The sequence below is a fragment of the Sphingomonas sp. genome, assembly GCF_019749955.1.
Lineage (GTDB): Bacteria > Pseudomonadota > Alphaproteobacteria > Sphingomonadales > Sphingomonadaceae > Sphingomonas.
On the sequence record NZ_JAIEPC010000014.1, the window covers coordinates 51981 to 77227 of the forward strand.

Annotated in this window: 26 protein-coding genes and 1 pseudogene; 11 read left to right on the plus strand and 16 right to left on the minus strand. The window is 64.1% G+C overall.

The window, feature by feature from the left end; translation table 11 throughout:
• Nucleotides 1-53: 53 nt before the first annotated feature.
• Nucleotides 54-1352: a sodium:proton antiporter gene (locus tag K2W81_RS04420; RefSeq protein WP_294101790.1), complete on the minus strand. Its 1299-nt coding sequence runs from the start codon at nt 1350-1352 to the stop codon at nt 54-56.
• A gap of 113 nt (nt 1353-1465) precedes the next feature.
• Between K2W81_RS04420 and K2W81_RS04425 the strand changes: the two genes are divergently transcribed.
• Nucleotides 1466-2470 (plus strand): histone deacetylase family protein, encoded by a 1005-nt coding sequence (locus K2W81_RS04425; protein ID WP_294101792.1) that lies wholly within the window; start codon nt 1466-1468, stop codon nt 2468-2470.
• A 10-nt stretch (nt 2471-2480) separates the two neighbouring features.
• On the opposite strand, the gene K2W81_RS04430 is transcribed toward K2W81_RS04425, so the two are convergent.
• The 11 genes and pseudogenes from K2W81_RS04430 to sucC all read right to left on the minus strand — a co-directional run bounded on the left by K2W81_RS04430 (nt 2481) and on the right by sucC (nt 13013).
• Complete coding sequence (locus K2W81_RS04430) at nt 2481-2903, minus strand: hypothetical protein (RefSeq protein WP_294101793.1); 423 nt, start codon at nt 2901-2903, stop codon at nt 2481-2483.
• 131 nt (nt 2904-3034) lie between these two features.
• Complete coding sequence (locus tag K2W81_RS04435; RefSeq protein WP_294101795.1) at nt 3035-4273, minus strand: dipeptidase; 1239 nt, start codon at nt 4271-4273, stop codon at nt 3035-3037.
• 327 nt (nt 4274-4600) lie between these two features.
• Nucleotides 4601-5209: a bifunctional 2-polyprenyl-6-hydroxyphenol methylase/3-demethylubiquinol 3-O-methyltransferase UbiG gene (locus K2W81_RS04440; RefSeq protein ID WP_294101797.1), complete on the minus strand. Its 609-nt coding sequence runs from the start codon at nt 5207-5209 to the stop codon at nt 4601-4603.
• A gap of 77 nt (nt 5210-5286) precedes the next feature.
• On the minus strand, nt 5287-7647 hold the full coding sequence (locus tag K2W81_RS04445) for a TonB-dependent receptor (protein WP_294101798.1): 2361 nt from the start codon (nt 7645-7647) through the stop codon (nt 5287-5289).
• 190 nt (nt 7648-7837) lie between these two features.
• Nucleotides 7838-7945: pseudogene (locus tag K2W81_RS04450) on the minus strand (FAD-binding protein); the annotation flags it as partial.
• 18 nt (nt 7946-7963) lie between these two features.
• Complete coding sequence (locus K2W81_RS04455) at nt 7964-8578, minus strand: hypothetical protein (protein ID WP_294101800.1); 615 nt, start codon at nt 8576-8578, stop codon at nt 7964-7966.
• Between the two features lie 262 nt (nt 8579-8840).
• Entirely contained in the window at nt 8841-9782 is a 942-nt protein-coding gene (locus K2W81_RS04460; RefSeq protein WP_294101801.1) for an FAD-binding protein, read from the minus strand.
• 201 nt (nt 9783-9983) lie between these two features.
• Complete coding sequence (locus tag K2W81_RS04465) at nt 9984-10733, minus strand: electron transfer flavoprotein subunit beta/FixA family protein (protein WP_294101802.1); 750 nt, start codon at nt 10731-10733, stop codon at nt 9984-9986.
• 18 nt (nt 10734-10751) lie between these two features.
• Nucleotides 10752-10994, minus strand: coding sequence for a hypothetical protein (locus K2W81_RS04470; protein WP_294101804.1), 243 nt, complete (start codon nt 10992-10994; stop codon nt 10752-10754).
• 115 nt (nt 10995-11109) lie between these two features.
• Complete coding sequence (locus K2W81_RS04475; protein ID WP_294101805.1) at nt 11110-11817, minus strand: hypothetical protein; 708 nt, start codon at nt 11815-11817, stop codon at nt 11110-11112.
• A complete protein-coding gene (sucC, locus tag K2W81_RS04480) occupies nt 11814-13013 on the minus strand; it encodes an ADP-forming succinate--CoA ligase subunit beta (protein ID WP_294101806.1) in 1200 nt (399 codons plus the stop codon). Before sucC ends, K2W81_RS04475 begins: the two co-directional genes overlap by 4 nt.
• Nucleotides 13014-13132: 119 nt before the next feature.
• Here sucC and K2W81_RS04485 point away from each other — a divergent pair, with 119 nt between their 5' ends.
• Nucleotides 13133-13663: a sterol desaturase family protein gene (locus K2W81_RS04485; protein ID WP_294101807.1), complete on the plus strand. Its 531-nt coding sequence runs from the start codon at nt 13133-13135 to the stop codon at nt 13661-13663.
• A 15-nt stretch (nt 13664-13678) separates the two neighbouring features.
• Nucleotides 13679-14275, plus strand: coding sequence for an HAD-IA family hydrolase (locus K2W81_RS04490; RefSeq protein ID WP_294101809.1), 597 nt, complete (start codon nt 13679-13681; stop codon nt 14273-14275).
• Between the two features lie 30 nt (nt 14276-14305).
• On the opposite strand, the gene K2W81_RS04495 is transcribed toward K2W81_RS04490, so the two are convergent.
• On the minus strand, nt 14306-15241 hold the full coding sequence (locus tag K2W81_RS04495; protein ID WP_294101810.1) for a ribose-phosphate pyrophosphokinase: 936 nt from the start codon (nt 15239-15241) through the stop codon (nt 14306-14308).
• 145 nt (nt 15242-15386) lie between these two features.
• On the opposite strand from K2W81_RS04495, the gene K2W81_RS04500 reads away from it, so the two are divergent.
• From K2W81_RS04500 to ribB, 5 genes are all read left to right on the plus strand, one after another.
• Complete coding sequence (locus tag K2W81_RS04500) at nt 15387-16070, plus strand: energy transducer TonB (RefSeq protein ID WP_294101811.1); 684 nt, start codon at nt 15387-15389, stop codon at nt 16068-16070.
• A gap of 91 nt (nt 16071-16161) precedes the next feature.
• Nucleotides 16162-16473: a hypothetical protein gene (locus K2W81_RS04505; protein WP_294101813.1), complete on the plus strand. Its 312-nt coding sequence runs from the start codon at nt 16162-16164 to the stop codon at nt 16471-16473.
• On the plus strand, nt 16470-17438 hold the full coding sequence (gene ribD, locus K2W81_RS04510; RefSeq protein ID WP_366932212.1) for a bifunctional diaminohydroxyphosphoribosylaminopyrimidine deaminase/5-amino-6-(5-phosphoribosylamino)uracil reductase RibD: 969 nt from the start codon (nt 16470-16472) through the stop codon (nt 17436-17438). Before K2W81_RS04505 ends, ribD begins: the two co-directional genes overlap by 4 nt.
• Before the next feature lie 26 nt (nt 17439-17464).
• Nucleotides 17465-18091: a riboflavin synthase gene (locus K2W81_RS04515; protein ID WP_294101817.1), complete on the plus strand. Its 627-nt coding sequence runs from the start codon at nt 17465-17467 to the stop codon at nt 18089-18091.
• 49 nt (nt 18092-18140) lie between these two features.
• A complete protein-coding gene (gene ribB / locus K2W81_RS04520; protein WP_294101818.1) occupies nt 18141-19442 on the plus strand; it encodes a 3,4-dihydroxy-2-butanone-4-phosphate synthase in 1302 nt (433 codons plus the stop codon).
• 6 nt (nt 19443-19448) lie between these two features.
• Here the strand turns inward: ribB and K2W81_RS04525 are convergent, their stop codons facing one another.
• On the minus strand, nt 19449-19850 hold the full coding sequence (locus K2W81_RS04525; RefSeq protein ID WP_294101820.1) for a hypothetical protein: 402 nt from the start codon (nt 19848-19850) through the stop codon (nt 19449-19451).
• The gene (locus K2W81_RS04530) at nt 19847-20575 is read right to left on the minus strand and encodes a hypothetical protein (RefSeq protein ID WP_294101821.1); all 729 of its coding nucleotides are present in this window, start codon (nt 20573-20575) and stop codon (nt 19847-19849) included. Before K2W81_RS04530 ends, K2W81_RS04525 begins: the two co-directional genes overlap by 4 nt.
• 532 nt (nt 20576-21107) lie before the next feature.
• On the opposite strand from K2W81_RS04530, the gene ribH reads away from it, so the two are divergent.
• Together ribH and K2W81_RS04540 are read left to right on the plus strand one after the other, a co-directional pair.
• Complete coding sequence (gene ribH, locus K2W81_RS04535) at nt 21108-21527, plus strand: 6,7-dimethyl-8-ribityllumazine synthase (RefSeq protein WP_294101822.1); 420 nt, start codon at nt 21108-21110, stop codon at nt 21525-21527.
• A 73-nt stretch (nt 21528-21600) separates the two neighbouring features.
• Nucleotides 21601-22974, plus strand: coding sequence for a cytochrome P450 (locus tag K2W81_RS04540; protein WP_294101823.1), 1374 nt, complete (start codon nt 21601-21603; stop codon nt 22972-22974).
• Nucleotides 22975-23166: 192 nt separating this feature from the next.
• Here K2W81_RS04540 and K2W81_RS04545 read toward each other — a convergent pair whose 3' ends face one another.
• Nucleotides 23167-24258, minus strand: a complete 1092-nt coding sequence (locus K2W81_RS04545; RefSeq protein WP_294101824.1) for an alkene reductase — start codon at nt 24256-24258, stop codon at nt 23167-23169.
• A gap of 119 nt (nt 24259-24377) precedes the next feature.
• Here K2W81_RS04545 and K2W81_RS04550 point away from each other — a divergent pair, with 119 nt between their 5' ends.
• The gene (locus K2W81_RS04550) at nt 24378-25244 is read left to right on the plus strand and encodes a DMT family transporter (RefSeq protein WP_294101825.1); all 867 of its coding nucleotides are present in this window, start codon (nt 24378-24380) and stop codon (nt 25242-25244) included.
• Nucleotides 25245-25247: the final 3 nt, after the last annotated feature.

Below are 25247 nucleotides of genomic sequence, written 5' to 3' on the forward strand. Positions count from 1 at the left end.
TCGCACCCACGATTGCGCGCCGTGCAACTTGCGGTCCCGTCCTCGCCCCGTGATCAATGCGTCGGTTCGGGGTCGGCCTTGGCGCTGCCATAGCCAGTCCTGAGCGCGAGCGCCTCCATCGTCATGCTCTGGACCACGATCGAGAAGACGACGACGCCAAGGGCTGCGGCAAAAATCGTTTGGCGACCGGGAAAATCGGGGATCGACAGCACCAGCGCGATCGACAGCCCACCGCGCACCCCGGCCCAGGTGAGCACGTTGTAAAGCTTGAGCGGCAACTTCTTCCCGGCCAGCATCAGCCCCGCACCCAGCGCCGACACCGTTATCCAGCGTGCCGCCAGCACCATCGCCGCCGCACTCGCCATCAGCACCAGCGCCACAGGCGACAGCTGGAGCGAAAAGGCCTTGATGCCGACCAGGAAGAACAGCACCGCGTTCATCCCCTCGTCGATCACGTGCCAGAAGCTGTGGATATAGGCGGTCGCGCGCGGCGCCATTGCGCGCTCCGACCAGTCCGATCCCATCACCAGCCCCGCCGCGACGACTCCCAATGGCCCCGACAGGCCAAGGTTGAGCGCGACGGCATAGACCAATGTCGCGCTGGCAAAGGTAATCAGCGTTTCGGTGATCCAGTCGTCGACTGCGCCCATGATCCAGACCGCCACCACCGCCACCACCAGCCCCAGCGCGATTCCGCCAACCGCCTCGATCGCGGCATGTTCGGCCAGCAGCGCGAGGTCCATATGCCCCGCCGCCCCGCCCGCGCCCGCCCCCGCAGCATAGGCGAGCAGCGCCTTGAACAGCACGACCGCGACGCCATCGTTGAACAAAGCTTCGCCCTCCAACTGCGCCTGCAGCCCGGGTTCAAGATCGGTCCGCTTGGTCATTGCCAGCACCGCGATCGGATCGGTGGGCGTAATCAGCGCGCCGAACACCAGCGCCCAGCTGAGCGGCATTTCGATCCCGAGCAGCCGACAGCTGCTCCAGAACGCCAGCGCGATCAGGATGGTGGTGATCACCGTGCCGATCAGCGCGAGCGCGCCGACTGCCCAGCCGCGCCCGATCAGCGCCGCCACATTGACGTTCATCGCGCCCGCAAACAGCAGATAGGCGAGCAAGATATTGAGCACGAGATAGGGGAAATCGATCTGCTGCTCGATCGAGCCGAACAACGCGCCGATGCCGAGACCGGGCATGGCCAGATCGGCCAGCCCGACACAGGCGCTCAGCAGCAGCCCGAAAACGAGCAGCCCCACCGCGACCGGGAGCTTCAGCGTGCGTGCATTGATCCAGCTCGCCAGCGTGGTGGCGGCAAGGATCAGCGCCGTCATCTCGAAGGGGTCAAGCGTCATGGCGCCACGATAGCCGCAGACCGAGAGGTGGCTATTAAATTCGACCGCCACGGTCGAATCATCGGGGCGGGCGGCCCCATTGCGCTCTGGTGCCGACCGGGTAGGAATGCCCGATGCGCCGTTTCTTCTCGCCCCGCCAGCTTGACCATGCCCCCTTGCAGGAGCTCCACAATGGCGGCTTCACCGCTTATGCCGAAAGCCCGGCGCGCGCCGAAGCACTGCTGACCGGGATCGGCGAGGTCGAGGCGCCTGCGGATCGCGGCGAGGCGGCGATCCGCGCGATCCACAGCGCCGATTATCTCGATTTCCTCAAAACCGCGCCCGCGCGCTGGGCCGAGGCAGGGCGGCCGGGCGATGTGATCGGCTATGTCTGGCCCGTAGTCGGGCGGCGGCCGCTCAATCTCGACCGGATCGACGCGCTGATCGGGCGCTACAGCTTCGACGCGTCGACGCCGCTCACTGCCGACAGCTATGACGCCGCTTATTGGAGCGTGCAGTCGGCGCTCGCCGCGCTCGACGCCGTGCAAGGAGGCGAGCGCGCCGCCTTCGCGCTTTGTCGCCCACCGGGGCATCATGCCGGGGCGGATTATCTGGGCGGCTATTGCTACCTCAACGCTGCTGCCATCACCGCTCAGGCGGCGCGCGATGCAGGCGCGGCGCGGGTCGCGATCCTCGACATCGATTACCACCACGGCAACGGCACGCAGGATATCTTCTGGGAGCGCAGCGATGTGTTCTACGCCAGCATCCACGCCGATCCGGCGACCGATTACCCCTTTTACTGGGGGCACGCCGATGAACGCGGCGAAGGGGCAGGCGCGGGCGCGACGCTCAACCTGCCGCTGCCGCAAGGCGCGACGCTGGGCGCGTTCCGACAGGCGCAAGCCACCGCGCTCGATGCCATCGCGGCGTTCGGCCCCGACCTGCTGATCGTCAGCTTCGGCGCCGACACATGGGAAGGCGACCCGATCAGCCATTTCAAGCTCGCCACCCCCGATTACGCCGTGCTCGCCGCCGACATCGCCGCGCGCGGCTGGCCGAGCGTGCTGCTGATGGAAGGCGGCTATGCCGTCGAGGCGCTCGGCGCTAATCTGGCAAGCTTCCTGTCAGGCTTCTGACGCGGCGACGTCAGAGCCGCTGGATCTTGTCCGGCTTCGACGTGTTGGCGAGAATGCCGACCACGCTGCCCGGCTGCGGCGCCTTTTGTTCGTCGTCCTTGCTCGACACATAATAGCTGCCGCTGTGGATCTGGCCGTCGACCGGCGAAGTGTAGCGCAGCATCACCTTGGTCGTCCGCTTGATGTGCATCCCCTTCATGTCGGGATCTTCGTCCCGCAGTTCCTTGGCGAGATCGCAGTCCATGTCGCGCGTCCATTCGCGCCGGCGGCTGACGATGTGGTTGGTTGTACGCTCAAGGTGGCATTCCGAACTGACATTATCGACGCGCGCCTGCACCTCAACGTAATTGAGCGAGCGATCGGCATAATGGACCGCCATCGCCCCGACGACGAGGACACCGAAACCACCGAGCATCACCAACCTGACCACCATCTTTCTCCCCTCGCTGCAATGACAGCGGAAGGATAATTCGCCTTTGCTAACATCGGGTTATCGCGACTGACAGCGCGCGGGTAAGCCGTGCCTGCGCTGCGCTGAATCGTGCGGTTTCACGCCGCGCTTATTCAAGGCCGGTCGATCGCATCGACCGGCGGCATCCCCGCCATCCCCGCCGCCACGGCTTCGACCTTTTCCATCACCCGCAGGATATTGCCCTGCGCCAAGCCCGCGAGCTCGGCATCGGTCCACCCGCGCCGCGCGAGTTCGACGAACAACGCGGGATAGCCATCGACCCCGGTCATGTCGGTCGGCGATGTGCCGTTGATCCCGTCATAATCGCTCCCCAGCCCGACGCTCGCCTTGCCCGCGACCTTGGCGATATGCTCGACATGGTCGGCGATCGTCGCCGACGTGACGAGCGGCTGCGGATGCGCCTTGTCCCACGCCACCATCGGTGCGGGGGCATTGGCGCCATAGGGCTCAGCCGCCGCGCCGATCGATTTGGCATAATCCGTCCGCGCCTTGTCCCAGTCGCGCCACGGCTGCGAGGTGAAGCTGGGGTAGAAATTGACCATCACCACGCCGCCATTGGCGCCGATTTTCGCGAGCAGGTCGTCGGGGATGTTGCGCGGGGCATTGTCGAGCGCGCGTGCCGAGGAGTGCGACGCCATCACCGGCGCCTTTGTCGCGGCCAGCACCGCCGCCATCGTCGCATCCGAGACATGGCTGATGTCGACGATCATGCCGATGCGGTTCATTTCCGCCACGACCTGCCTGCCGAAGCCGCTCAAGCCGCCCGAACGCGGATCATCGGTCGAGGCATCGGCCCAGGGCAGGCTCTTGGTGTGGGTGAGCGTCATGTAACGCACGCCAAGATCGTGATAGCGCCGCAGCACCGACAGCCGCCCATCGATCTGGTGCCCGCCCTCGACCCCCATCAGCGAGGCGATCTTGCCCGCCTTGCTGATCCGGCGGATGTCGGCGGCGGTGCCCGCCATTTCGAAGCTGCCCGGATTGGCGGCGACGAAGCGTTTGACGATGTCGATTTCCTCGAGCGTCATCACCACCGCGCGCGGGCCGAGATTGTCGGCGGTGATCCACACCGACCAGAATTGCGCGCCGACATGGCCTTTCTTCAGCCGGGGAATGTCGGTCTGGAGCGGCTTGGGGAGTTTGGAGGTATCCTTGGTCAGGTCGAGCGCTTCGACCTTGGCGTCGTGATTGACCCGGATTTCCCACGGCAGGTCGTTATGCCCGTCGATCACCGGCGTGGCAGTGAGCAGCCGCTCGACCCGCGCCTTCAGTGCCGCGTCGTCGGCAGGGGCAGCGAGGGGGGTCGCAGCGAGGAGGAGGGCGAGCAGCATCGAACTTTCCTTCGCGAAAGGTTACAAAGGTTACGACCATCCCAGGGGGGTACCCCCTGTTGGGGTCAGACGGGAACCGGCTTGGTGGCACGATGAGCGATGATTTCCGACTTTGCCAGAGGGGGATTTGGCGGCCCATCTTTCCCCTTGTCCTTCCCTGTCACCCCGGCCTCGTGCCGGGGCCTACTGCGCCGCCAGCGATACCCTAACGTCTAGAGCGCCTCGTCCAGCCGCCCGGTAGGCCCCGGCACAAGGCCGGGGTGACGTTTGGGAGTGGGCCGCTTTCGCCCTAGAGTGCGACAATCAGCCCCGTTTTAAAGCGTCCAGTTAGCCGACCTTCTCGAAGGCGAGCCAAGTCCAAGAAACACCCATAGCCTGATTGCCCGCTTGGACGGAATTAGCATCCTGCCTACGTATGAGGCGGAGTCCACAAGCCCGTGCCGTTTCGATCGTCGTGCCGGAGGACACAGGAAATACCCTGCGACCCGTCGCGCCGGGGCCGTGCCGAAGCGACATAATGAGCATACCGCTCGGTGCGATCATCGTCGCGAGGCGAGGCATGGCGATTGCCCGACCTTCGTCGGTAAGGTGCTGCCACACAGCGCAGAGGGTCACGAGATCGAACGTGCCGTGAGCCGGCACTGCGCCAAGATGTGGCAAGCGATCATCCAGCCACTTAATATTTGGGGCAGCATGGAGCGCTTGACCAGACTCGCGAAGTTCGCGAACCGGCTCGACGGCTAGCACATCGTATCCTCTGTACGCGAACCACGCTGCATCTCGACCCGTCCCAGCTCCAATATCTGCAACCTTGGCATTGCGGTTTGGGAATAAGTCGATGACGTGTTCATATATGCGTTCTGGTGGAAGCCCGTCATACGCAGCGATGAAATCCGCTGTCGCCGCTTTCGCGTACCCTTCCAGAACGTCCTGCATGTGTCTTCCGCGAATGACCGGAAACCGAAGATGCACCCGCAAAAGGAGACGCGCAAGAATCCACCAAATCCCGCCCCTCAACTTCGCACCCTTAACGTCACCCCCACCACCTGCGGATCGCTTGGGGTGCCGAGGATCAGGCCCGAATTGCCCGCCTGAATCGTGACGTTCTGGATGTAATTCGCGTCGAACAGGTTGCGGGCGAAGACCGCGACTTCCCAGCCTTTGCCGAAGCGTACCCCAAGGCTGGCGTTGGTGAGGTTGTAGGCGTTGATATAGGTGAAGCGCGACAGCGAGGGGTCGCCGAAATAGCCGCTGCGCCAGTTGCTATCGACATGGACGAACGCGCTCGCCCCGGCGCCGAGGAGCGGCAGCGGGCGGCTGTAATCGCCGCCGAGCGTGATCGACCAGCGCGGCAGCCCGGCGAGCGGGCGTCCGGTCAGGTCGCATGCCGTCGTCGCGCTGGTCTGGCGTTCGAGCGGGCACGGCCCTTGCGGGTAGCGCGCATAGGTGCCGTGGGCAAAAGCGAGCGCGCCGCGCAGCGACAGGTCGCGCGTCAGCCGCGCGGTCGCTTCGGCCTCGACGCCCGTGACCTTCACTTGCGGGATGTTCGACAGGTAGCCGCGCAAAGCCACCGTCTGCGATGAATCGACGATCGTCGCCTGGAAATCGCGCACTTCTGTATAATAGCCGTCGACATTGAGGATCAGCCGGTTGTCGAACAATTGCGACTTGAAGCCGATTTCATAGGTGGTGTTGAGCTCGGGCCGGATCACTGCCGTCGACAGCACCGGGCGGTTCTGCGCATCGAGTGGTAGCCCCGACACGTTGATCCCGCCCGATTTGGAGCCGCGCGCGTAGCTCGCATAGGCCGTGATCGCGGGCACCGGCGTGTAGCTGATGCTCGCGCGGCCCGAGAGGCTCCCCTCGCGATTGGCGGCGGCATAGCTTTGCGGGCGGAGCACACTGAGCTGGGCATTGCGCAGCGTCGCGTTGGTGGTGGCGAGGCCGCCGAAGACGAAAGTCTCGTAATTCGCCGACTTGTCCTCCTGCGTGTAGCGCAAGCCGCCGCTGAGCCGCAGCGCGTCGGTGACGCGCCAGTCAAGCTCGCCGAACGCCGCATAGCTGTCGGTGCGGAAGCGGGTGCGGCCGTCGGTGCCATAGCCGTCGAGCAGATTGGCGGGGAATTGCGGCGCCGGGCCAAGCAGCCAATAGGCCGCCGACGGGCCATAGATGCTGATCGGGCGCCCGCTGATCTTCTGGTAGAAATAATAGAGCCCGGCGACATAGCCCAGCCGGTGATCGCCGTCCGACGCCAGCCGGATTTCCTGGCTATACTGGTCCTGGCGCGAGGGGATGTGCTGCGTCAGCTGGATCGGGATGCCGGTATAATCGCGGTCGTTCGCCGCATCCCAGCGCCAGAAGCGCCACGCGCTGATCGAGGTGAGCGTTCCTACTCGCCCGATCTTCCAGTCGGTGATCAGCGAAATGCCGCCTTCATTGGTGTCGACGCCGAGATCGGCATCGATGTCGGTCAGCCGGTCATAGGGATTGGTGCTGGCGGGGGTGTAGCCGATCCCGGCGGCAAGCGCGGGATATTGCCGGGCGGCGGGACGCAGGCTCTGGCCGACGCGGAGATAGACTTGGGTACAGCAGTTGCTGTGGAAATTGGCATAATCGACCGTCAGCTTGAAACTGAGATCGGTCGACGGCGCCCAGAGCAATTGGCCGCGCAAAGCCTGGTTCGACACGTCATTATGGTCCTGACCGTTGCGCGCGTTGATGATCACGCCGTCGCGCCGGGTGATCAGCGCGGAGAGGCGCGCGGCGATCGTGTCACCAAGGATCGGCCCCGTGGCGGCGGCGCGGAGTTGGAAGAAATTGTAATCGCCATGGGAGATTTCGGTCGTCGATTCGGGCGTGAAGCTCGGCGGCTTGGTGATGAGGTGAATCGCGCCCGCGGTGGTGTTCTTGCCAAACACCGTGCCCTGCGGCCCGCGCAACACTTCGACGCGCTCGAGATCGACGAAATCGAACGCGGCCGTTGCGGGCCGCGCGTGATAGACCTGATCGACATAGAAGCCGACGCCGGGCTCGAGCCCGTCATTGGCCTGGCTCACCGCAACCACGCTGCTGCCCAAGCCCCGAATCGTGAAGGCGGTGTTGCGCGGATTGGCCGATGAGTAATTGAGCGCGGGCACCAGCAGGGTCAGGTCGCGCGTGTTCACCGTGTAGGATTTCTCGATCAGATCGGCGCCGACCACCGACAGCGAGATCGGGATTTTCTGCGGGTCTTCGGGACGGCGGCGCGCGGTGATGGTGACGGCGTCGGGCTCGGGCTGAGCTACGGGGTCGGCAGGATCGGTTCTGGCCTGCGCCGGGACCGACAGCCCGATCGTCAGCGCCAAGCCGCTGAGTGCCCATCCGATTGCCCGCATCCTGACCGCCCCCGTTCCACGACTCGATATATTCGACTGTATATAGTACTTGACGCAGGTCGGAAGTAGAGCCGCTCGATCGCACCGGCTTGCCCCAATCGCGCACGCGAAAAGGGCGCCGGGATCGGCTCGCGGCGCCCATTCAGGTAATGATTGCGGCGGTTCAGTCAAAAAGCTTGCCCGTCAGCGCCGACACGATCTTGCCGGTCTGGCCGACCTGATCGTCGTTGGGGACATAGCCCGCATCGACTGCCGCGCGGCTCGCGCCGACCTTGTCGGCAAATGGCACGACCGCCTGCGTTGCCTTCCTCTCAGCTCAACGCGCCCCGTCAGTCTCCGCCTGCCAGTTTTTTTCAGCTTCCCTCGCGGTGGCACAAATTTCGGCCATGAACGCATCCTTGGGCGGATCACATTTCGCGCGCATGCGGGCCTCCGCTGATTTTTCCAGCGCTGCCCTCGCTTCGCCTTCCGTCATCGTGTTCAACGGGATCGGCGGCAGCGCAGGATCGATGTCACGCAGGGTTGGTGGCCTGGGCTTTGGCGCGCGCGCGCTTTGCGAAGCAACAGTGTCGGCTTTTGACAGGCCATATCGCAAGACCTCGAAATGGGTCAGAACCCCGACCAACCCTGCCGTTATCGCGCATGCGACCAACCAGCGGTTCGCGACCCCATAGCGGTGAAGGACCAGGTGCGCCGCCAGCAAGAATGTCGGGACGCTGAGGATGAAGCTCCACGCCGACAGGATGACTGCGAAGAACAGGAACGCGAAGATCAGCCCGGTGAGCGTCATCAACCACGCATCGGATTCGGACCGAAGCGGGAGCGAAAGACGGTGATTGAGATCGAAAATCTGCCACGCGATCGTGAGTGCCCAGACATGCACGGTGACAATAGCCAGCACGAGGATGTCAATCGGCAGGTTGCGCTTCAATACCATCTTTGCCCTCCCCAGGACCGAGCGGCAAAGCAACGATCCCGTTCATTCCCCCGACAGAACACGGCCGATCGCGATCGGAAAAATCCAAGGGCCGTTCCCGCAGCGTAGCGGGCGCCCGTTAAGATCAGGTATCATCAGCCAAAATTGAATGGGGCTGGGCCAAATTGTCGTTGCGGCTCGGTGCCATCAATCGCCCAAAAAAAAGGGGCGCCGCGATCATCTCGCAGCGTCCCTTGCTTATCGCTACTGCAAGCCGTCAGAGCTTGCCGGTCAACTCCGGCACGATCTTGAACAGATCGCCGACCAGGCCGATGTCCGCCACCTGGAAGATCGGGGCGTCTTCGTCCTTGTTGATCGCGATGATCGTCTTCGAATCCTTCATCCCCGCCAGATGCTGGATCGCGCCTGAGATGCCGACCGCGATATAGACTTCGGGGGCGACGATCTTGCCGGTCTGGCCGACCTGATAGTCGTTGGGGACATAGCCCGCGTCGACTGCCGCGCGGCTTGCACCGACACCCGCGCCGAGCTTGTCGGCGAGTGGTTCGATGATCTCGTGGAAATTCTCGCTGTTCTGAAGCGCGCGCCCGCCCGAGACGATGATCTTCGCGCTGGTCAGTTCGGGGCGCTCCGACTTGGCGATTTCGGCCGAGACGAAGGTCGATTTGCCGGTGTCGCCGGTGGTGCCCACCGCTTCGATCGCGGCCGAGCCGCCTTCCATCGATGCCTTTTCAAACGCCGTGCCGCGCACGGTGATGACGAGCTTCTTGTCGCTCGTCTGCACCGTTGCGATCGCGTTCCCGGCATAGATTGGGCGCGTGAAGGTGTCGGGGCTTTCGACCGACAATATGTCGCTGATCTGCATCACGTCGAGCAGCGCGGCGACGCGCGGCGCGATGTTCTTGCCGTTGGTGGTGGCGGGCGCGACGAAGGCGTCGTGACCCCCTTCGTGATTGGCCATCAGCTCGACGATCAGCGGCGCGACATTTTCGGCCAGCGCATGCGCATAGGCCGCATCGTCGGCGACATGCACCTTGGCGACGCCGGCGATCTTCGCCGCTTGCTCACCAACCGCGCCGACATTGTGGCCTGCGACCAGCAGGTGGACGTCGCCGAGCTTCGACGCGGCGGTCACCGTCGCGAGCGTGGCATCCTTGACCACGCTACCATCATGTTCAACCCAAACGAGCGCCTTCATAGTCCTGACCTTTCCTAGGGATCCGATCCCTGCAAACCGTTCGGGCTGAGCTTGTCGAAGCCCTGTTCTTCTACTTCCGCCGTTGCCAAGAAAAGGCAGCCCTTCGACAGTGAGCAGGTAAACCGTCCCCCGGACGTTTTAGTCAAGCCCGGGGGGCTTGACGACCTGCTCACCAGAGCGAACGGGGTTGGGGACGTCGCTTTAGCTGACGACTCCCATTGCCTTGAGCTTGCCGACGAGTTCGTCGACGTCCGCCACCTTGATGCCTGCCGTCCGCTTGGCCGGCTCGACGACCTTCAGCGTCGTGATCCGCGCCGTTACGTCAATACCGTAATCGGCCGGGGTTTTCTGCGCGAGCGGCTTGGACTTGGCCTTCATGATGTTGGGGAGCGACGCATAGCGCGGCTCGTTGAGGCGCAGATCGACGGTGATCACGGCAGGCAGCGGGAGCTTTTCGGTCTCCGCCCCGCCATCGACTTCGCGCGTCACGGTGACGCTGTCGCCTTCGACCACGACGGCACTGGCGAAGGTCGCCTGGCCGACGCCGAGCAGGCCCGCGAGCATCTGGCCGGTCTGGTTGTTGTCGTCGTCAATCGCCTGCTTGCCGAGGATGATCAGGCCGGGAGCTTCCTCGGCCACCACCTTGGCGAGCAGCTTGGCAACCGCGAGCGGCTCGACCTTGTCTTCGCTGACGATCAGGATCGCGCGGTCGGCACCCATGGCGAGCGCGGTACGCAGCGTTTCCTGCGCCTTTTGCTCGCCGATCGACACCGCGATCACTTCGGTCGCGGCACCCTTTTCGCGCAAACGGATCGCTTCTTCGACCGCGATCTCGTCGAACGGATTCATGCTCATCTTGACGTTGGCCAGGTCGACACCCGACCCATCCGCCTTCACGCGGGGCTTTACGTTATAGTCAAGCACACGCTTGACGGGGACCAGGATCTTCATCTGCTTCCTCTTCCTAAATCAGTCGGCCAGATCGAGTCGGCGCTCGATCCGGTCAAGCCTGTCGGTGAACCTGTCCATCTGCGCCTGCATATGAGCCGTAACTTCGGCATCGGTCACCTGATCGCGGCGCAGCGCGAGGACGGCCGTGTGGGTTTCCGACTGCCGGATTTTCAGCTCGCGGATGTCGCGCTGCACGCTGTCAAGCGTCGCCTGAAAGCGTTTGAGATGCTCCAGAATCAGGTTCTCGACATTCTCGGTCATGCGCCGATCTTACGCTGCCTTTTTCGCGATGGGAACGGATGGCGTTGGCCAACCTAGTGCCCGGATCATCAGGGCTTGGCCAGACCTTAGGCGGCAGGTCAAGCCCCAGCCAAGGCTAGCGTCGGCGTGCGGCGTCAGCATCGGCAGCAAATTTTGCCAGATTAAGGTCTGCAGAGGCCCGCGCCGCGTCGGCCATCGCCGAGGTGCCCGGCCGAACATGCGGCAAAGGTGTGTCGTTTTTCCGCCGAAAAACGAACGGCACGCCCTTCCGCGCTGGCCATTGCTGTAGCCAGAAATCGATTACCATCCGATCGCCGCCAGCCATGAGTTGGACAATGGCGTCGCCGACGGGCCCCACAGCCGGGTTTACTTCCGAATATGGCTTGTTGCTGGCGAAGAGCGCGTAGAGGTTGGCGACCACCAAATCGGCATAACACTCGCCCGCGCGCGCCGCCAACGGGGCCTTGATTGACGCAAGCGGCGTGGTGTCCATGTCGATCACCTGATCATGACGGACGATTCGAACCGAGCGCGCCCCCGGAAAGAGCGCATTCAATTGCGTTTCGGAGAATGCTGCGACCCGCTTGACGCCGTTGAAGACGTTGACGGTCGAATTGGGGTCAGCGCGATCGGCATCGGTCGGTGGGGTAATCCGAATGAACGCGTTGGGTTTTGGATGGAAGTTCGGCCGCCCCATTGCCCAAACATGCAGTTCGCAGGTCATGTCGGAAAAGCGCGGCGCCTGCGTTGGCGACTCAGCCGAAATGGCCGGGGCTGACATAGCCCCTAGGATTACCCCAGCGATGGCGAGCCCGCGCTTCAAGCCGCGTTCCTCACCTCGGCGACAATCTTCTGTGCCGCATCGCCCAGGTCATTGGCGGGCACGATCGCGAGGCCTGAGTTGGCGAGGATGTCCTTGCCCGCCTGCACGTTCGTCCCCTCAAGCCGGACCACCAACGGCACCGACAGATTCACTTCCTTCGCCGCCGCGACAATGCCTTCGGCGATGATGTCGCACTTCATGATGCCGCCGAAGATGTTGACGAGGATGCCCTTCACATTCGGATCGGCGAGAATGATCTTGAACGCCGCCGTCACCTTTTCCTTGTTCGCGCCGCCGCCGACGTCGAGGAAATTGGCGGGGAACATGCCGTTTAGCTTGATGATGTCCATCGTCGCCATCGCCAGCCCGGCGCCATTGACCATGCAGCCGATGTCGCCGTCGAGCTTGATATAGGCGAGGTCATACTTCGACGCTTCGAGTTCGGCCGGGTCTTCCTCGGTCTCGTCGCGCAGGTCCATCAGGTCCTTGTGGCGGAACAGCGCGTTCGAATCGAAGCCGACTTTCGCGTCGAGCACGAGCAGCTTACCGTCATCCGTCACTGCGAGCGGGTTGATTTCGATCTGCGCGGCATCGGTGCCGAGGAACGCGTCATAGAGCTTCGAGGCGACATTGGCCGCCTGCTTGGCGAGATCACCGGTCAGGCCGAGCGCGTTCGCGACCGACCGCCCGTGATGCGGCATGAAGCCGGTCGCCGGGTCGATGTCGATCGTGTGGATCTTTTCGGGCGTGTCATGCGCGACGGTTTCAATGTCCATGCCGCCTTCGGTCGACACGACCATGCCAATGCGGCCCGACGCGCGGTTGACGAGCAGCGCGAGGTAAAATTCCTTGGCGATGTCGACGCCGTCGGTAACGTAAAGCCGGTTGACCTGCTTGCCATGCTCGCCGGTCTGCACCGTCACCAGCGTGTTGCCGAGCATGTCGGCAGCAGCGGCGCGGACATCGTCGAGCGTGCGGGCGAGGCGGACGCCCCCTTTGGCGTCAGGGCCGAGTTCCTTGAACTTGCCCTTGCCGCGCCCGCCGGCGTGGATTTGCGCCTTCACGACATAAAGCGGCCCGGGGAGCTTGCCCGCCGCTTCGACGGCTTCCTCGACGCTCATCGCGGCAAAGCCCGCAGGCTCCGGCACACCGAATGTCGCGAGCAGTTCCTTGGCCTGATATTCGTGAATGTTCATGCGGGCGCCTTCTGCGTCGGGAGGGGATTTGCGCATCCCCTAAGCACAGTCGCGGGAGCGAATCCAGACCGCACTCGGGACGGCTCGCCAAGCCCGACGGCGGCGGCTATAGAAAGCGCATGTCGATCCTCTACGCCGTCGGGTTGTTCGTGCTGACCATCGCCGTGATGGAAGGCGTGGCTTATGTGATGCACCGCTGGGTGATGCACGGCTTCGGCTGGTTCCTGCACGAAAGCCACCACCGGGCGCGCACGGGTTTTTGGGAACTCAACGACTGGTATTTCGTGATTTTCGCGACCCCCTCGATCGCACTGCTGCTGCTCGGCACCAGCGGGACCTGGGGGATGTGGGCGACCTGGGTCGGGGCGGGGATCGCGGGCTATGGCGCGATCTACCTCGGCTTTCACGACATCATCGTCCATCAGCGCTGGCCCAACCGCTATGTTGCGCGCTCGGCCTATATGAAGCGGATCGTGCAAGCGCACCGGCTGCATCATGTCGTCGAGACCAAGGAAGGCACGGTGAGCTTCGGTTTTCTCATCGCGCCGAAGCCTGAGGATCTGAAGGCCGAGCTTAAGCGGCGGGGCCTCGACGGCGTTCGCGCGGCGGGCGCGCAGGATGCATCGGGGCGCGTGGTCGAGCGGGTTTAACGCGTCGAGCGATCGATGACGATCAAAGCGATCATGGTCGATGTCGACGGCGTCTTGCTGGTTCATCCAGAGCCGGGCGGGTGGAGCGCCCATCTCGAACGCGATCTCGGCGTCTCGACGGCGAAGCTGCAAGACACCTTTTTCGATCGGCATTGGGACGACATCATTCACGGTCGCGCGTGCTTGCGCGAAAGGCTCGAGCCGGTGCTGGCCGACATCGCGCCCCATCTGCCATATGCCGCGCTGATCCACTATTGGTTCAGCAATGACGCCCATGTGAACCGCGATTTATGCGATGAACTCGCATCGCTGCGCGCGAGCGGGGTGCAAATCCATCTCGCAACCGTGCAGGAACACGAGCGAGCGCGCTACATCTGGACCGAACTTGGCTTTCAGGACGCGTTTGACGGGTTGCATTATGCGGCCGCGCTTGGCTGCGCCAAGCCGTCAGCGGATTTCTACCGCGCGATCGAAACGCGCACCGGCTTTGAGCCAAAAGCGCTGTTTTTCATCGACGACAAGATCGCCAATGTCGAAGCAGCGATCGATTGTGGCTGGGCGGCTGCGGTATGGACCGGCAAGGAGACGTTGCGATCGCTGCTGCCGCAGTAACAGCGACATCGCTGTGCTTTGCTGTCGCCCCTAGTCAAACAGCGACGATACGCTGCTCTCATCCGCCGTCCGCCGGATCGCTTCCCCCAACAGCGGCGCGATTGTCAGGTGGCGGATGTGGCCCGCGCCGCTCACCACTTCGTGGCTGCCGATCGTGTCGGTGATGACGAGCTCGGTGAGCGCCGACCCCTCGACCCGCGCGACCGCCGCGCCCGACAGCACGCCATGGGTGCAATAAGCGACCACTTCCTCGGCCCCCGCCGCCTTCAGTGCCGCCGCCGCGTTGCACAGCGTCCCCGCCGAATCGACGATATCGTCGATCAGGATGCAGAAGCGCCCCTCGACATCGCCGATGATATTCATGACTTCGCTTTCGCCCGCGCGCTCGCGGCGCTTGTCGACGATCGCGAGCGGGGCGTTGTCGAGCCGCTTCGCCAGCGCGCGCGCGCGCACCACGCCGCCGACATCGGGTGAGACCACCATCAAATTTTTGCCGCCATAGCGCGCGAGGATGTCCGCCGACATCACGGGCGCCGCGAACAGATTGTCGGTCGGGATGTCGAAAAAGCCCTGGATTTGCCCCGCGTGCAAATCGATCGACAGCACGCGGCTGGCGCCCGCGACAGTGATGAGATTGGCGACGAGCTTGGCCGAAATGGGCGTGCGCGACCCCGATTTGCGATCCTGCCGGGCATAGCCGAAATAGGGAATGACTGCCGTAATCCGCTTGGCCGACGCGCGCTTGAGCGCATCGATGCAAATCAGCAGCTCCATCAGATTGTCATTCGCCGGATAGCCGGTCGACTGGAGCACGAAGACATCTTCGCCGCGGACATTTTCGTTGATCTCGACGAACACTTCTTCATCGGCGAAGCGGCGCACGCTCGCGTCGGTGACCTTGATTTCGAGATAATCGGCGACGGCCTTGGCCAGCGGCAGGTTCGAATTGCCGGTCATCAATTTCATCGCAGCATCCCCTGGCGAGCCGTTTGCGCCAATAGAACGCTGATTCGCTCCGCCGCAAGGCCCTGCTTGCATCGCGCATGTAATGATGTATCATCGCGTTTCCTCGGAGCAACGACTCGGGGCGACTTGAGGATGGAGAAAGGCAATGGAAACGACGCGTTATGCGCCGGCCGATGGCGCGCGCCCTGCCAGCCTGGCCTTGTCGGCGGCGGTGATGGCGCTGGCGGTGGCCGGCATCATTTTTGCTGGCCCGCAGATTACCGACCAGATCAACCTGAACGGGCCGTTGATCGTCTATACGGTACCAACGCCACCCGATCCCGCACCGCCCCCCAAACCCGAGCCGCAGCAGCGCGATCCGCTCAAGACCGCGCCGCGCCACGAAGCACGGCCCGACCAGCCCAAAGTCGAGGTCTGGACACCGCCGACCGGCCCCAGCCTGACCCAAGGCGATCCGGTGACGGTCGACGCGCCTCCGGGCACGGGCTCAGGGGTTGGCACAGGCACCGGCACGGTCATCGAGCCACCCGTGCCACCGGTACTCATCGAGCCCGTTGTCGATCCGCGCTATGCGCGCGATTTCCAGCCGCTCTATCCCGGCGACGAGCGGCGCCTGGGGCATGAGGGGCTGGTGATCGTCAATGTGTTGATCGGCACCGACGGCCGGGTGAAGCAGATCGACAAGATCAGCGCGGCGAGCGACGCGTTTTTCGAAACGACGCGGCGTCAAGCGCTGAGCAAATGGCGGTTTCGCGCCGCCACGCGCGGCGGTGAGCCGATTGAACGCTGGCGGCGGATGCGCGTCAATTTCGTGCTGACCGAAGAATAGCGCGGGAAAAAGGGGGCTGGTCGCGCGCGCGCCCCCATCCTATCTTGCAGCGATGTCGTTCTTCCGCCGCTTTGCCCCATTTAGTGCGATCATGGACTTGCGCCGCTATCTGGCGAGCCGACCGGTGTACGAGATCGGCGGGCTGTTTGGCGCGATTGCGCTGACGATGCTGATCGTCACGGTGATGGCGAATGATTCGTCGAGCATCACCGTGCCGTACAAGCGCAACATCATCTATGTCGAGCAGTGGCGGGCCGACCGCACCGATGCCGAAATCCATGCCCAGCAGCAGATCGACAAGGTCGTGCGGGATCGCGAGCTGGCCGAACTTGACCGGCTGAAGAAGAAGAAACAGGCCGAATTCAAGCGGCTCGACGACAAGCTCAAGGCCTACGGCTTCTGACGCCCGCTGACGACGCGCGCTGGATGGGGGCGGCGCTGGCACTCGGCGAGCGCGGGCGCGGGCGGACCGCACCCAATCCGTGCGTCGCCTGCGTCATCGTGCAGGCGGGTTGCGTTGTGGGGCGCGGCTGGACGCAAGCAGGCGGGCGGCCGCATGCCGAAGCGATGGCGTTGGCCGAGGCAGGCGATGCCGCACGGGGTGCCACCGCGTACGTCACGCTCGAACCCTGCGCGCTGCCGGGACGCGGACCTGCCTGTGCCGATCTGCTGGTCGCGGCAAAGGTTGCGCGGGTTGTCGCCGCGATCCAGGACCCGCACCACCGCGTTGATGGTAGCGGGTTTGAAAGCCTGACGCGGGCCGGCATCGCGCTGAGCATCGGCGTACGCGGCGCCGATGCCGAAGCGTCCATGATCGGGTTCCTCACCCGCCAACGGCTAGACCGACCCGCCGTGACGCTCAAGCTCGCGACATCGCTCGACGGCGCGATTGCGACGGCGAGCGGCGAAAGCCAGTGGATCACCGGACCTGAGGCGCGCGCGCATACCCATCTCGAACGCGCGCGGCATGACGCCATTCTCGTCGGGCGCGGCACTTTTGACGCCGATGCCCCGCGCCTCGACGTGCGGCTGCCGGGGCTGGAGGATCGCGCGCCGCGTCGGGTGTTGCTCTCGCGCACCGCCGCGCCCGAGGGCTGGACCGTGATCGCCAGCCCCGCCGACATCGCGACGCTCGAGGGCGTCAACGAGCTGCTGGTCGAAGGCGGCGCCGCGACGGCGGCGGCATTTCTCGCCGCTGATCTCGTCGACCGGCTGCTGCTCTACCGCGCGCCGATCCTGATTGGGGCGGGCAAGGCCGCGCTTGGCGACATTGGCCTCGGCACGCTGGCCGAGGCGCATGGCCGCTGGCGGCTGGTCGACAGCCGGATGCTTGGCAGCGACCGGCTCGATGCCTATGTCCGGGCCTGATCATCGGGGTTGGAGGGGAAGCAGCCATGTTCACCGGCATCATCACCGATATCGGCACGATCGAGTCGGTCGAGGTTCGCGGCGACACCCGCGTCGTCGTCCGCACCAGCTATGACACCGCGACGATCGATTTCGGCGCGTCGATCGCTTGCTCGGGCGTGTGCCTGACCGTCGTCGACAAATCTCCCCCCGGGGGGCCGGGCTGGTTCGCGGTCGATGTGTCGGGGGAGACGGTCCGCCGCACCGCGCAGGGCGATTGGGCAGCCGGGCACCGGCTCAACCTCGAACGCGCGATGAAGCTGGGCGACGAACTCGGCGGGCATATCGTGACCGGGCATGTCGACGGGATCGCGGAGATTGTTGGCGTCACGCCCGATGGTGATTCGAAGCGGATCGATATCAGCCTGCCGTCGACCCTCGCCCCTTATGTCGCCCCCAAGGGTTCGGTGACGGTCGATGGCGTGTCGCTCACCGTCAACGAGGTCGCTGACCAGCGCGACGGCAGCACGCATTTTTCGATCAACCTGATTCCGCACACGCAAAGCGTCACGACGCTCGGCGCGCTGGCCGTTGGCCAGCCGGTGAATATCGAAATCGACGTGCTGGCACGCTATCTCTTCCGCATGGAACAATATCGCGCCCTGACACGATGATGTGATAATTCGAGCTTGTAATCACATTGTGATGTGATATTCAGGCTCCATGAGCACCAATCTGATCGATCGCATCCGTCGCCTCGTCACCGAAGGCGGCATGTCGCGCTCGGGCCTGTCGCGCGCCGCCGGACTCCACGCCAATACCCTGCGCGATATCGACGCGCCCGACTGGAACCCGACCGCCGAGACGCTGCGCAAGCTCGAAGCCGTGCTGTTCGCCAGCGACGACGGCGATGTGCTCGTGCCGATCGAGGAAATCATCGAAGAAGCGCGCAACGGCCGCATGTTCATCCTGGTCGATGACGAGGACCGCGAGAATGAAGGCGACCTCGTCATCCCGGCGCAAATGGCGACGCCCGATGCGATCAATTTCATGGCGACGCATGGCCGCGGGCTGATCTGCCTGTCGCTGTCGAAAGCGCGTGTTGATCAACTCGGGCTAGGCCTGATGAGCCGCGCCAATGGCACCCGCCACGAAACCGCGTTCACCACCTCGATCGAAGCCCGCGACGGCGTCACCACCGGCATTTCGGCGCACGACCGCGCCCGCACCATCGCCGTTGCCATCGATGCGGCCAAGGGCAAGGACGAGATTGTCACCCCCGGCCATGTCTTCCCATTGGTCGCGCGCGACGGCGGCGTGCTGGTGCGCACGGGCCATACCGAAGCGGCGGTCGATGTCGCGCGGCTCGCCGGGCTCAACCCGTCGGGCGTGATCTGCGAGATCATGAAGGACGATGGCACGATGGCGCGGATGGATGACCTCATCCCCTTCGCCCAGCGCCACGGGCTCAAGATCGGCACGATCCGCGATCTGATTGCGTACCGGCGCCGCCACGATCATCTGGTTGAAAAGACCGCCGAGATGAATTTCGCCAGCCGCTGGGGCGGCGACTGGCGCGCGATGACCTTCCGCAACAAAGCGACCGGCGACGAGCTGATCGCGCTGCAAAAGGGCAAGATCGCGCCCGACCAGCCGACCCTGGTGCGGATGCACACCATGTCGATGTTCGTCGACGTGTTCGGCGAGGAATCCGAACGTTCGGGCCTGCTGGCGCAATCGATGAAGCTGATTGCCGAGGAAGGGTCCGGCGTCATCGTCGTGATCAACAAGCCGATGCAGGGCATTGTCTCGCGCTTCATCGCGCTGCGCCACGAAGGCAAGGGCGCGGGCGACCCGCAGGTCGAGGAGCTGCGCGATTACGGCATCGGCGCGCAAGTGCTGGCGGAGCTGGGCGTGCAGGACATGGTGCTGCTGACCAACACCCACCACACGCTGGTCGGGCTGCAGGGCTATGGCCTGAGCATCGTCGGCGAACGCCCGATCCCGTGCACGGCGGGGGAGTGATGCGAATCAGTCGCCGGTGACTCGGCCTTCTTCGTCTGACTGTTTGCCCTCGACGCGCTTGCGACGCGCCTCTTGGATCAAGTCCTCGATTTCGTACAGGAGCTTGTAGCCCTCATCGGTCTTGCCGTTGGTGTCGTCGGGGTCTGCGACGAATAGAGCTTTGGCGCGCGCGGCAAGGTTGATCAGCGCGGCGTAACGTTCCTCACCTAGATTGCGGCGTACAATTCCAAAGCTCTCAGTAAGTTGGTAGAAGGTGCTGTCGATGTCTCGATACCAAAAAACCCCCGTTTCATCGGTAAACTTGGGGGCACCAAGCATCATGGAACCCAGCAAGTCGTAGATTTCGCTGAAAGTCCCGGGGATATAGAGATTTATCTTTCCATATTGACGAGTATGTAGTCCTGTCATCGCTTTGTCTCCGGGCGCGGGATGGCGTAAGTATGATCGGCGCCGAGCTGGCTGGGTCGAATGATGATAACGCTGCTTGGCTGGAAGTCAGCGTTGAAGAAGCCCTTGACCTGAGGCGTAGTCGCCGTTTTGCGAGTGAGCGTTACATCGAAGGCCGCCCGCGCGACCCGCGCATCGGGGCGACGATAGGTGCGATCAGTTCCCGAAGTATCGTACTCTCGCGCATTCACGCGAACTGTGGGGTTCGTCCTCCAATTGATGCCCACCGAACCGAGGCGTTCGCGCAAGTCTTTTCGCACCTCTCGATCAATGAAATTTCCGAGCGCCTCCTGATCTGACAGACGGATACGAAGTCTGCCCGAAGTCAGCTTCGCCAAGCCCCGCGCATAGGCGATGTCAGCGCGCGCCTGGACGTACTGCAAAGTCTCAACTTGCAGCGGTCGGGCATCGCCCTTGACACGAAGGTATACCTCCGCCCGGCGGAAGCGAAGGTCGTTCAGTTCGTTGATCTTCCCCTGAATCGTTTCTACCGGACCCAGCCTGTCATATCGCCAGTTTGGGTCGATAGACTTGATTTCGGCCTTGATCTGACGGGAATAATTGTCGGCCAACTCGCCAATGGCGGCATTCGCTGGCCCGGTGAAGTCGAAGAAGCCGTCCGCTACCGCAATAATCGCGCCGCCGGGCGCATTGCGCAGGCCTGGAAAGGCCTGTTCGAGCGTCATCGGCTTTTCGAATGCGCGGCTGTTGGAACCTCGACCCATCGGCGGTCCGGGCCGAGTCGGGGCGAAGGCCACTGTCGAAGGCGCGGCTGGCGTTGACGCTGGCAGTTCCGGCGCCTTGAGGGTTGCAGGTCCGCTGACCCCAGTCGTAACTGACCCCGCACGCGCCGTCCCTGCCGACCGCCGCACCAAATTGACGCTGCGGGCGATCGAGGGCCCGCCCGGTGCGAAGGTGAACCTGCCGTTGCGCGGGTCGTGGTAGGGGTTGAACTTGAGTTCGATGGCTTGAGCCGTGCCACCACAGGGCAATCGACCCGTTCTCACCCAATGGGCAAAGGCGCGCCTGTCCGACGCTGCTGACAATTCCATGATACCGCTCCATCTCAGAGCGGTGAGAACAGATCAGCAAAATTTTCCGACATTGCAAGTTAAAGGTTCGAAAGCTGGGCCTTGCGCGCGCGCCAATGGCGGGTAGACGGGCCCTGAGCCGTCAAGGCAAATCACACCCGCAATTCGGCATTCCGGAGGAACACCCATGGCCCGCATCCTGATCGTCGAAGCCCGCTTTTACGACCATCTCAACGACCTGCTGATCGACGGCGCACGCGCCGCGATTGAGGATGCAGGGCATATCCATGAGACGATCACGGTGCCGGGCGCGCTCGAAATCCCGGCGGCGATTGCCTTTGCGAGCGAAAGCGGGCGCTATGACGGCTATGTCGCGCTTGGCGTGGTCATTCGCGGCGAAACTTATCATTTCGAGATAGTCGCGGGCGAAAGCGCGCGCGGGCTGATGGCGCTGAGCATGGACGGCCTGTGCATCGGCAATGGCATCCTGACGACCGAGAACGAAGCCCAAGCGCTCACCCGCGCGCGTCCGACCGAGAAGGACAAGGGCGGGGAGGCCGCCAAGGCAGCGCTCGCAATGCTTGAGATCAAGGGCCGCTTTGCGTAGCGACAATTACGGGGCTTGGCGGCTCGGCGCGCGTTACTTATATCCGTGTAAGTAACGCTGGGAGCGCACACCTATGGCCTATGCCCATACCTATCAGGCCAATCCGCACTGGTTGCCCAGGCAACCTGGCCGCGACCTGCGCCATATTCCCGGCGAAGACGGGCTGCCGCTGATCGGCAATACCCTCGAAATGCTGAGGGATCCTGCCGCTTTCGGTAAACGCATGGTCGCCCGTTACGGCGCGATCTATCGCAACAATGGCCTTGGCGGCTCGATGGTGACGCTGCTCGGGGCCGAAGCCAATGAGCTGGTGCTGTTCGACCGCGAGCGCATCTTTTCGTCGGAACAAGGCTGGGGGCCTTTGCTCAACCTGCTGTTCCCGCGCGGGTTGATGCTGATGGATTTCGACAAGCACCGCGCCGATCGCCGCACCTTGTCGGTCGCGTTCAAGCCCGAGCCGATGCGCCATTATGCCGAAGGGCTCAACCGCGGCGTCGCGCGCGCGGTGAGTGGCTGGGCGAACAAGCCGATGCGCTTTTACGACGCAATCAAGGCGCTGACGCTCGATCTGGCCGCCGAGAGCTTTCTGGGCATGGAACTGGGCGACGACGCGAAACGGATCAACCAGGCGTTCGTCGATGAAGTCCAGGCATCGGTCTCACCGATCCGCATCCCGCTGCCGGGATCGAAAATGCGCAAAGGCACAATGGCGCGCGCCTATCTGATCGACCTGTTCAAGCGGGAAATCCCGAAGCGGCGTGAGGGTGACGGGCAGGATTTCTTCTCGCATTTCTGCCGCGCGACCGACGAGGCGGGTCAGCCGCTGTCGGACGACGCCATTGCCGATCACATGAATTTCCTGATGATGGCGGCGCACGACACGATCACCTCGTCGGCGACATCGCTGATCATGCTGCTTGGGCGCAACGCCGAATGGCAGGACAAGTTGCGCGACGAAGTGATGGCGCTCGGCCTGAATGACGATGACGGGCTGGCGCATGGCCAGCTCGACCGGCTGACCTTGACCGATTACGCCTTTCGCGAGGCGCTGCGGATCATGCCGCCGGTGCCGTCGCTGCCGCGCCGCGCGCTGAAGGCATTCGAATTCGGCGGCTATACGATTCCCGCCGGGACATCGGTCGGGGTGTCGCCCGCCTATACACATCACATGCCCGAACATTGGCCCGAGCCCGAAAAATTCGATCCGATGCGCTTTGCCCCCGACGTCGCGCGGGCGCGGCACAAATATGCCTGGGTGCCGTTCGGCGGCGGCGCGCATATGTGCCTGGGGCTGCGTTTTGCCGAGATGCAGACGCGGATTCTGGTGGCGCAACTGCTCCGCCGCTACCGGATCGAACTCGACGAAGGGTCGGGCAAGGACTGGCAGGCGTGGCCGATTCCGCGCCCGACGGACGGGCTGCCGCTAAAGTTCGTGCCGATCGGCTGAAGCCGGTCGGCACAGTGCCTCGCTGCGAAGGATCGTTCACGCGGAGGCGCGGAGCGCGCGGAGCAAAAGGGTTTCGCGCAGAGATCTCAGAGAAGTGAAATAACGCTGCTTCGCAACGACGCCCTTCTCTGCGCCTCTGCGCCAACCAATCCTCTCTCCGCGCGCTCCGCGCCTCCGCGTGAACCAAAATCCCTAAGCCGTCGCCGCCTCCAGCGCCGGATAGTCGGTATAGCCTTCCGCCCCTTGGCTGTACCATGTCGCCATGACGTCGGAGTTGAGCGGCGCCTTCGCCTTCAGCCGCGCGGGCAGATCGGGATTGGCAAGGAAAGTCCGCCCGAACGCAATCGCATCCGCCACGCCCGAATCGATTGCGGCCTGGGCCTGTTCGGCGCTCAGATAATCCGAATTGAGCACCAGCGGGTTGGTGAACACCTGCCGGATCGCGGGCGACTGGCGGGGGACATCAGTGCGGCCGAATGTGCCGTCGGGGCCGGGTTCGCGCAGTTCGAGGAAGGCAATGCCGATCTCCGCAAGCGCCTTGGCAGCGGGAACGAACACGCTTGCCGCGTCGCTATCGTCCACCCCTTGCGAATCGCCATTGGGCGACAGCCGCACGGCGGTGCGATCAGCGCCCGCCACCGACGCGACGCGCTCGGTGACTTCGCGCAGCAGGCGAATGCGGTTTTCGGGCGCGCCGCCATAGGCATCGGTGCGGTGGTTGCTGCCGTCGCGCAGGAGCTGGTCGATCAGATAGCCGTTGGCAGCGTGAATCTGGACGCCGTCGAAGCCGGCGGCGATCGCGTTTTTGGTAGCGCGCGCATAATCGTCGAGCAGGCGGGCAATTTCGCTCAGCTCGAGCGGGCGCGCCTGATCATAGAGCTGACGGCCGATATAGGTGTGCGCTTTCCCCGGCGCGGTGGTCGCCGACGACGAGACCGGCGCGGCGCCGTCATTGAAGCTCGAATGGACGACGCGCCCCATGTGCCAGATTTGCGCGATAATCTTGCCGCCCGCTGCATGCACGGCCGCCGTCACCGGCTGCCACGCTTCGGCCTGCTCGTCGGTCCAAAGCCCCGGCGCGAACGGCCAGCCAAGGCCTTCGCGGCTGACGCCCGTGGCTTCGGAAATGATGAGGCCGGCACTCGCGCGCTGGGCGTAATAGTCGGCCATCAGTGGCGTCGGCACATGCGCCTTGGTCGCGCGACCGCGCGTCAGCGGCGCCATCAGCACGCGGTTGGCGGCGGTGATCGCCCCCAGCTGGATCGGATCGAACAGGTTCGGCATGGGCAACTCCTTGAGCGATGGTGCGTGCCTTTGACAGGCGACGAACGTCATGTAGCGCGCTACAGCGCTTGCCGCACGGCACCAACCCCCAAGAAAAACTAGAGCGCCCCAAACCGAGCATGACCGCCGCCGATCACCCGCCCCCGGCCCGCGCCTTTGTCGCGGTGGTCATTGCCAATATCGCGCTGGCGTTCGGGCCGTGGTTCGTGCGGCTCGCCGACACCGGGCCGGTTGCCTCGGCCTTTTGGCGGATCACGCTGGCAGCCCCGCTGCTCGTCGTCATGGCGCTCGGCAGCGGCTGGCGCCCGCACGGGCTCGCGCGCGGGCTATGGGTCACCGTCGCGCTGGCAGGGGTGTGCTTTGCCGCCGATCTCGCGAGCTGGCACATCGGCATCCTCCAGACAACACTCGCCAATGCGACGCTGTTCGGCAATTCGGCGACATTGATCTTCCCCGTCTATGGCTTCGTCGTCGCGCGCGCGCTGCCCAGCCGGATGCAAGGCGTCGCGCTATTGTTTGCCTGCGTCGGCGCGGGCCTGCTGATGGGTCAATCCTATCAGCTCGATCCGAGCCATTTGGCGGGCGATCTGTTCTGCCTGCTCGCGGGCGTGCTCTATGCTGCCTATTTCATCCTGATGGCGCGCGCGCGCGAAACCATGCCGCCGCTGCCCGCGCTTGCGCTGTCGACGCTCGCGAGCATCGCGCCGCTGCTGCTGTTCGCGATCCTGCTCGGCGAGCGCATCGTGCCGACGCAGTGGGGCGCGCTGATCGGGCTGGCGCTGGCGAGCCAGGTGCTCGGCCAGGGGATGATGATCTATGCGCTGGGCAAATTGTCGCCGCTGATCGTCGGGATTGCGCTGCTGGTGCAGCCGGTGGTGGCAGCAACCGTCGGCTGGATCGTCTATGACGAGCGGCTGGGGCTTGCTGACCTTGCGGGTGCGGTGCTGGTCGCTGCCGCGCTGGTGCTGGTGCGGCGGGGGCGCTAAGAT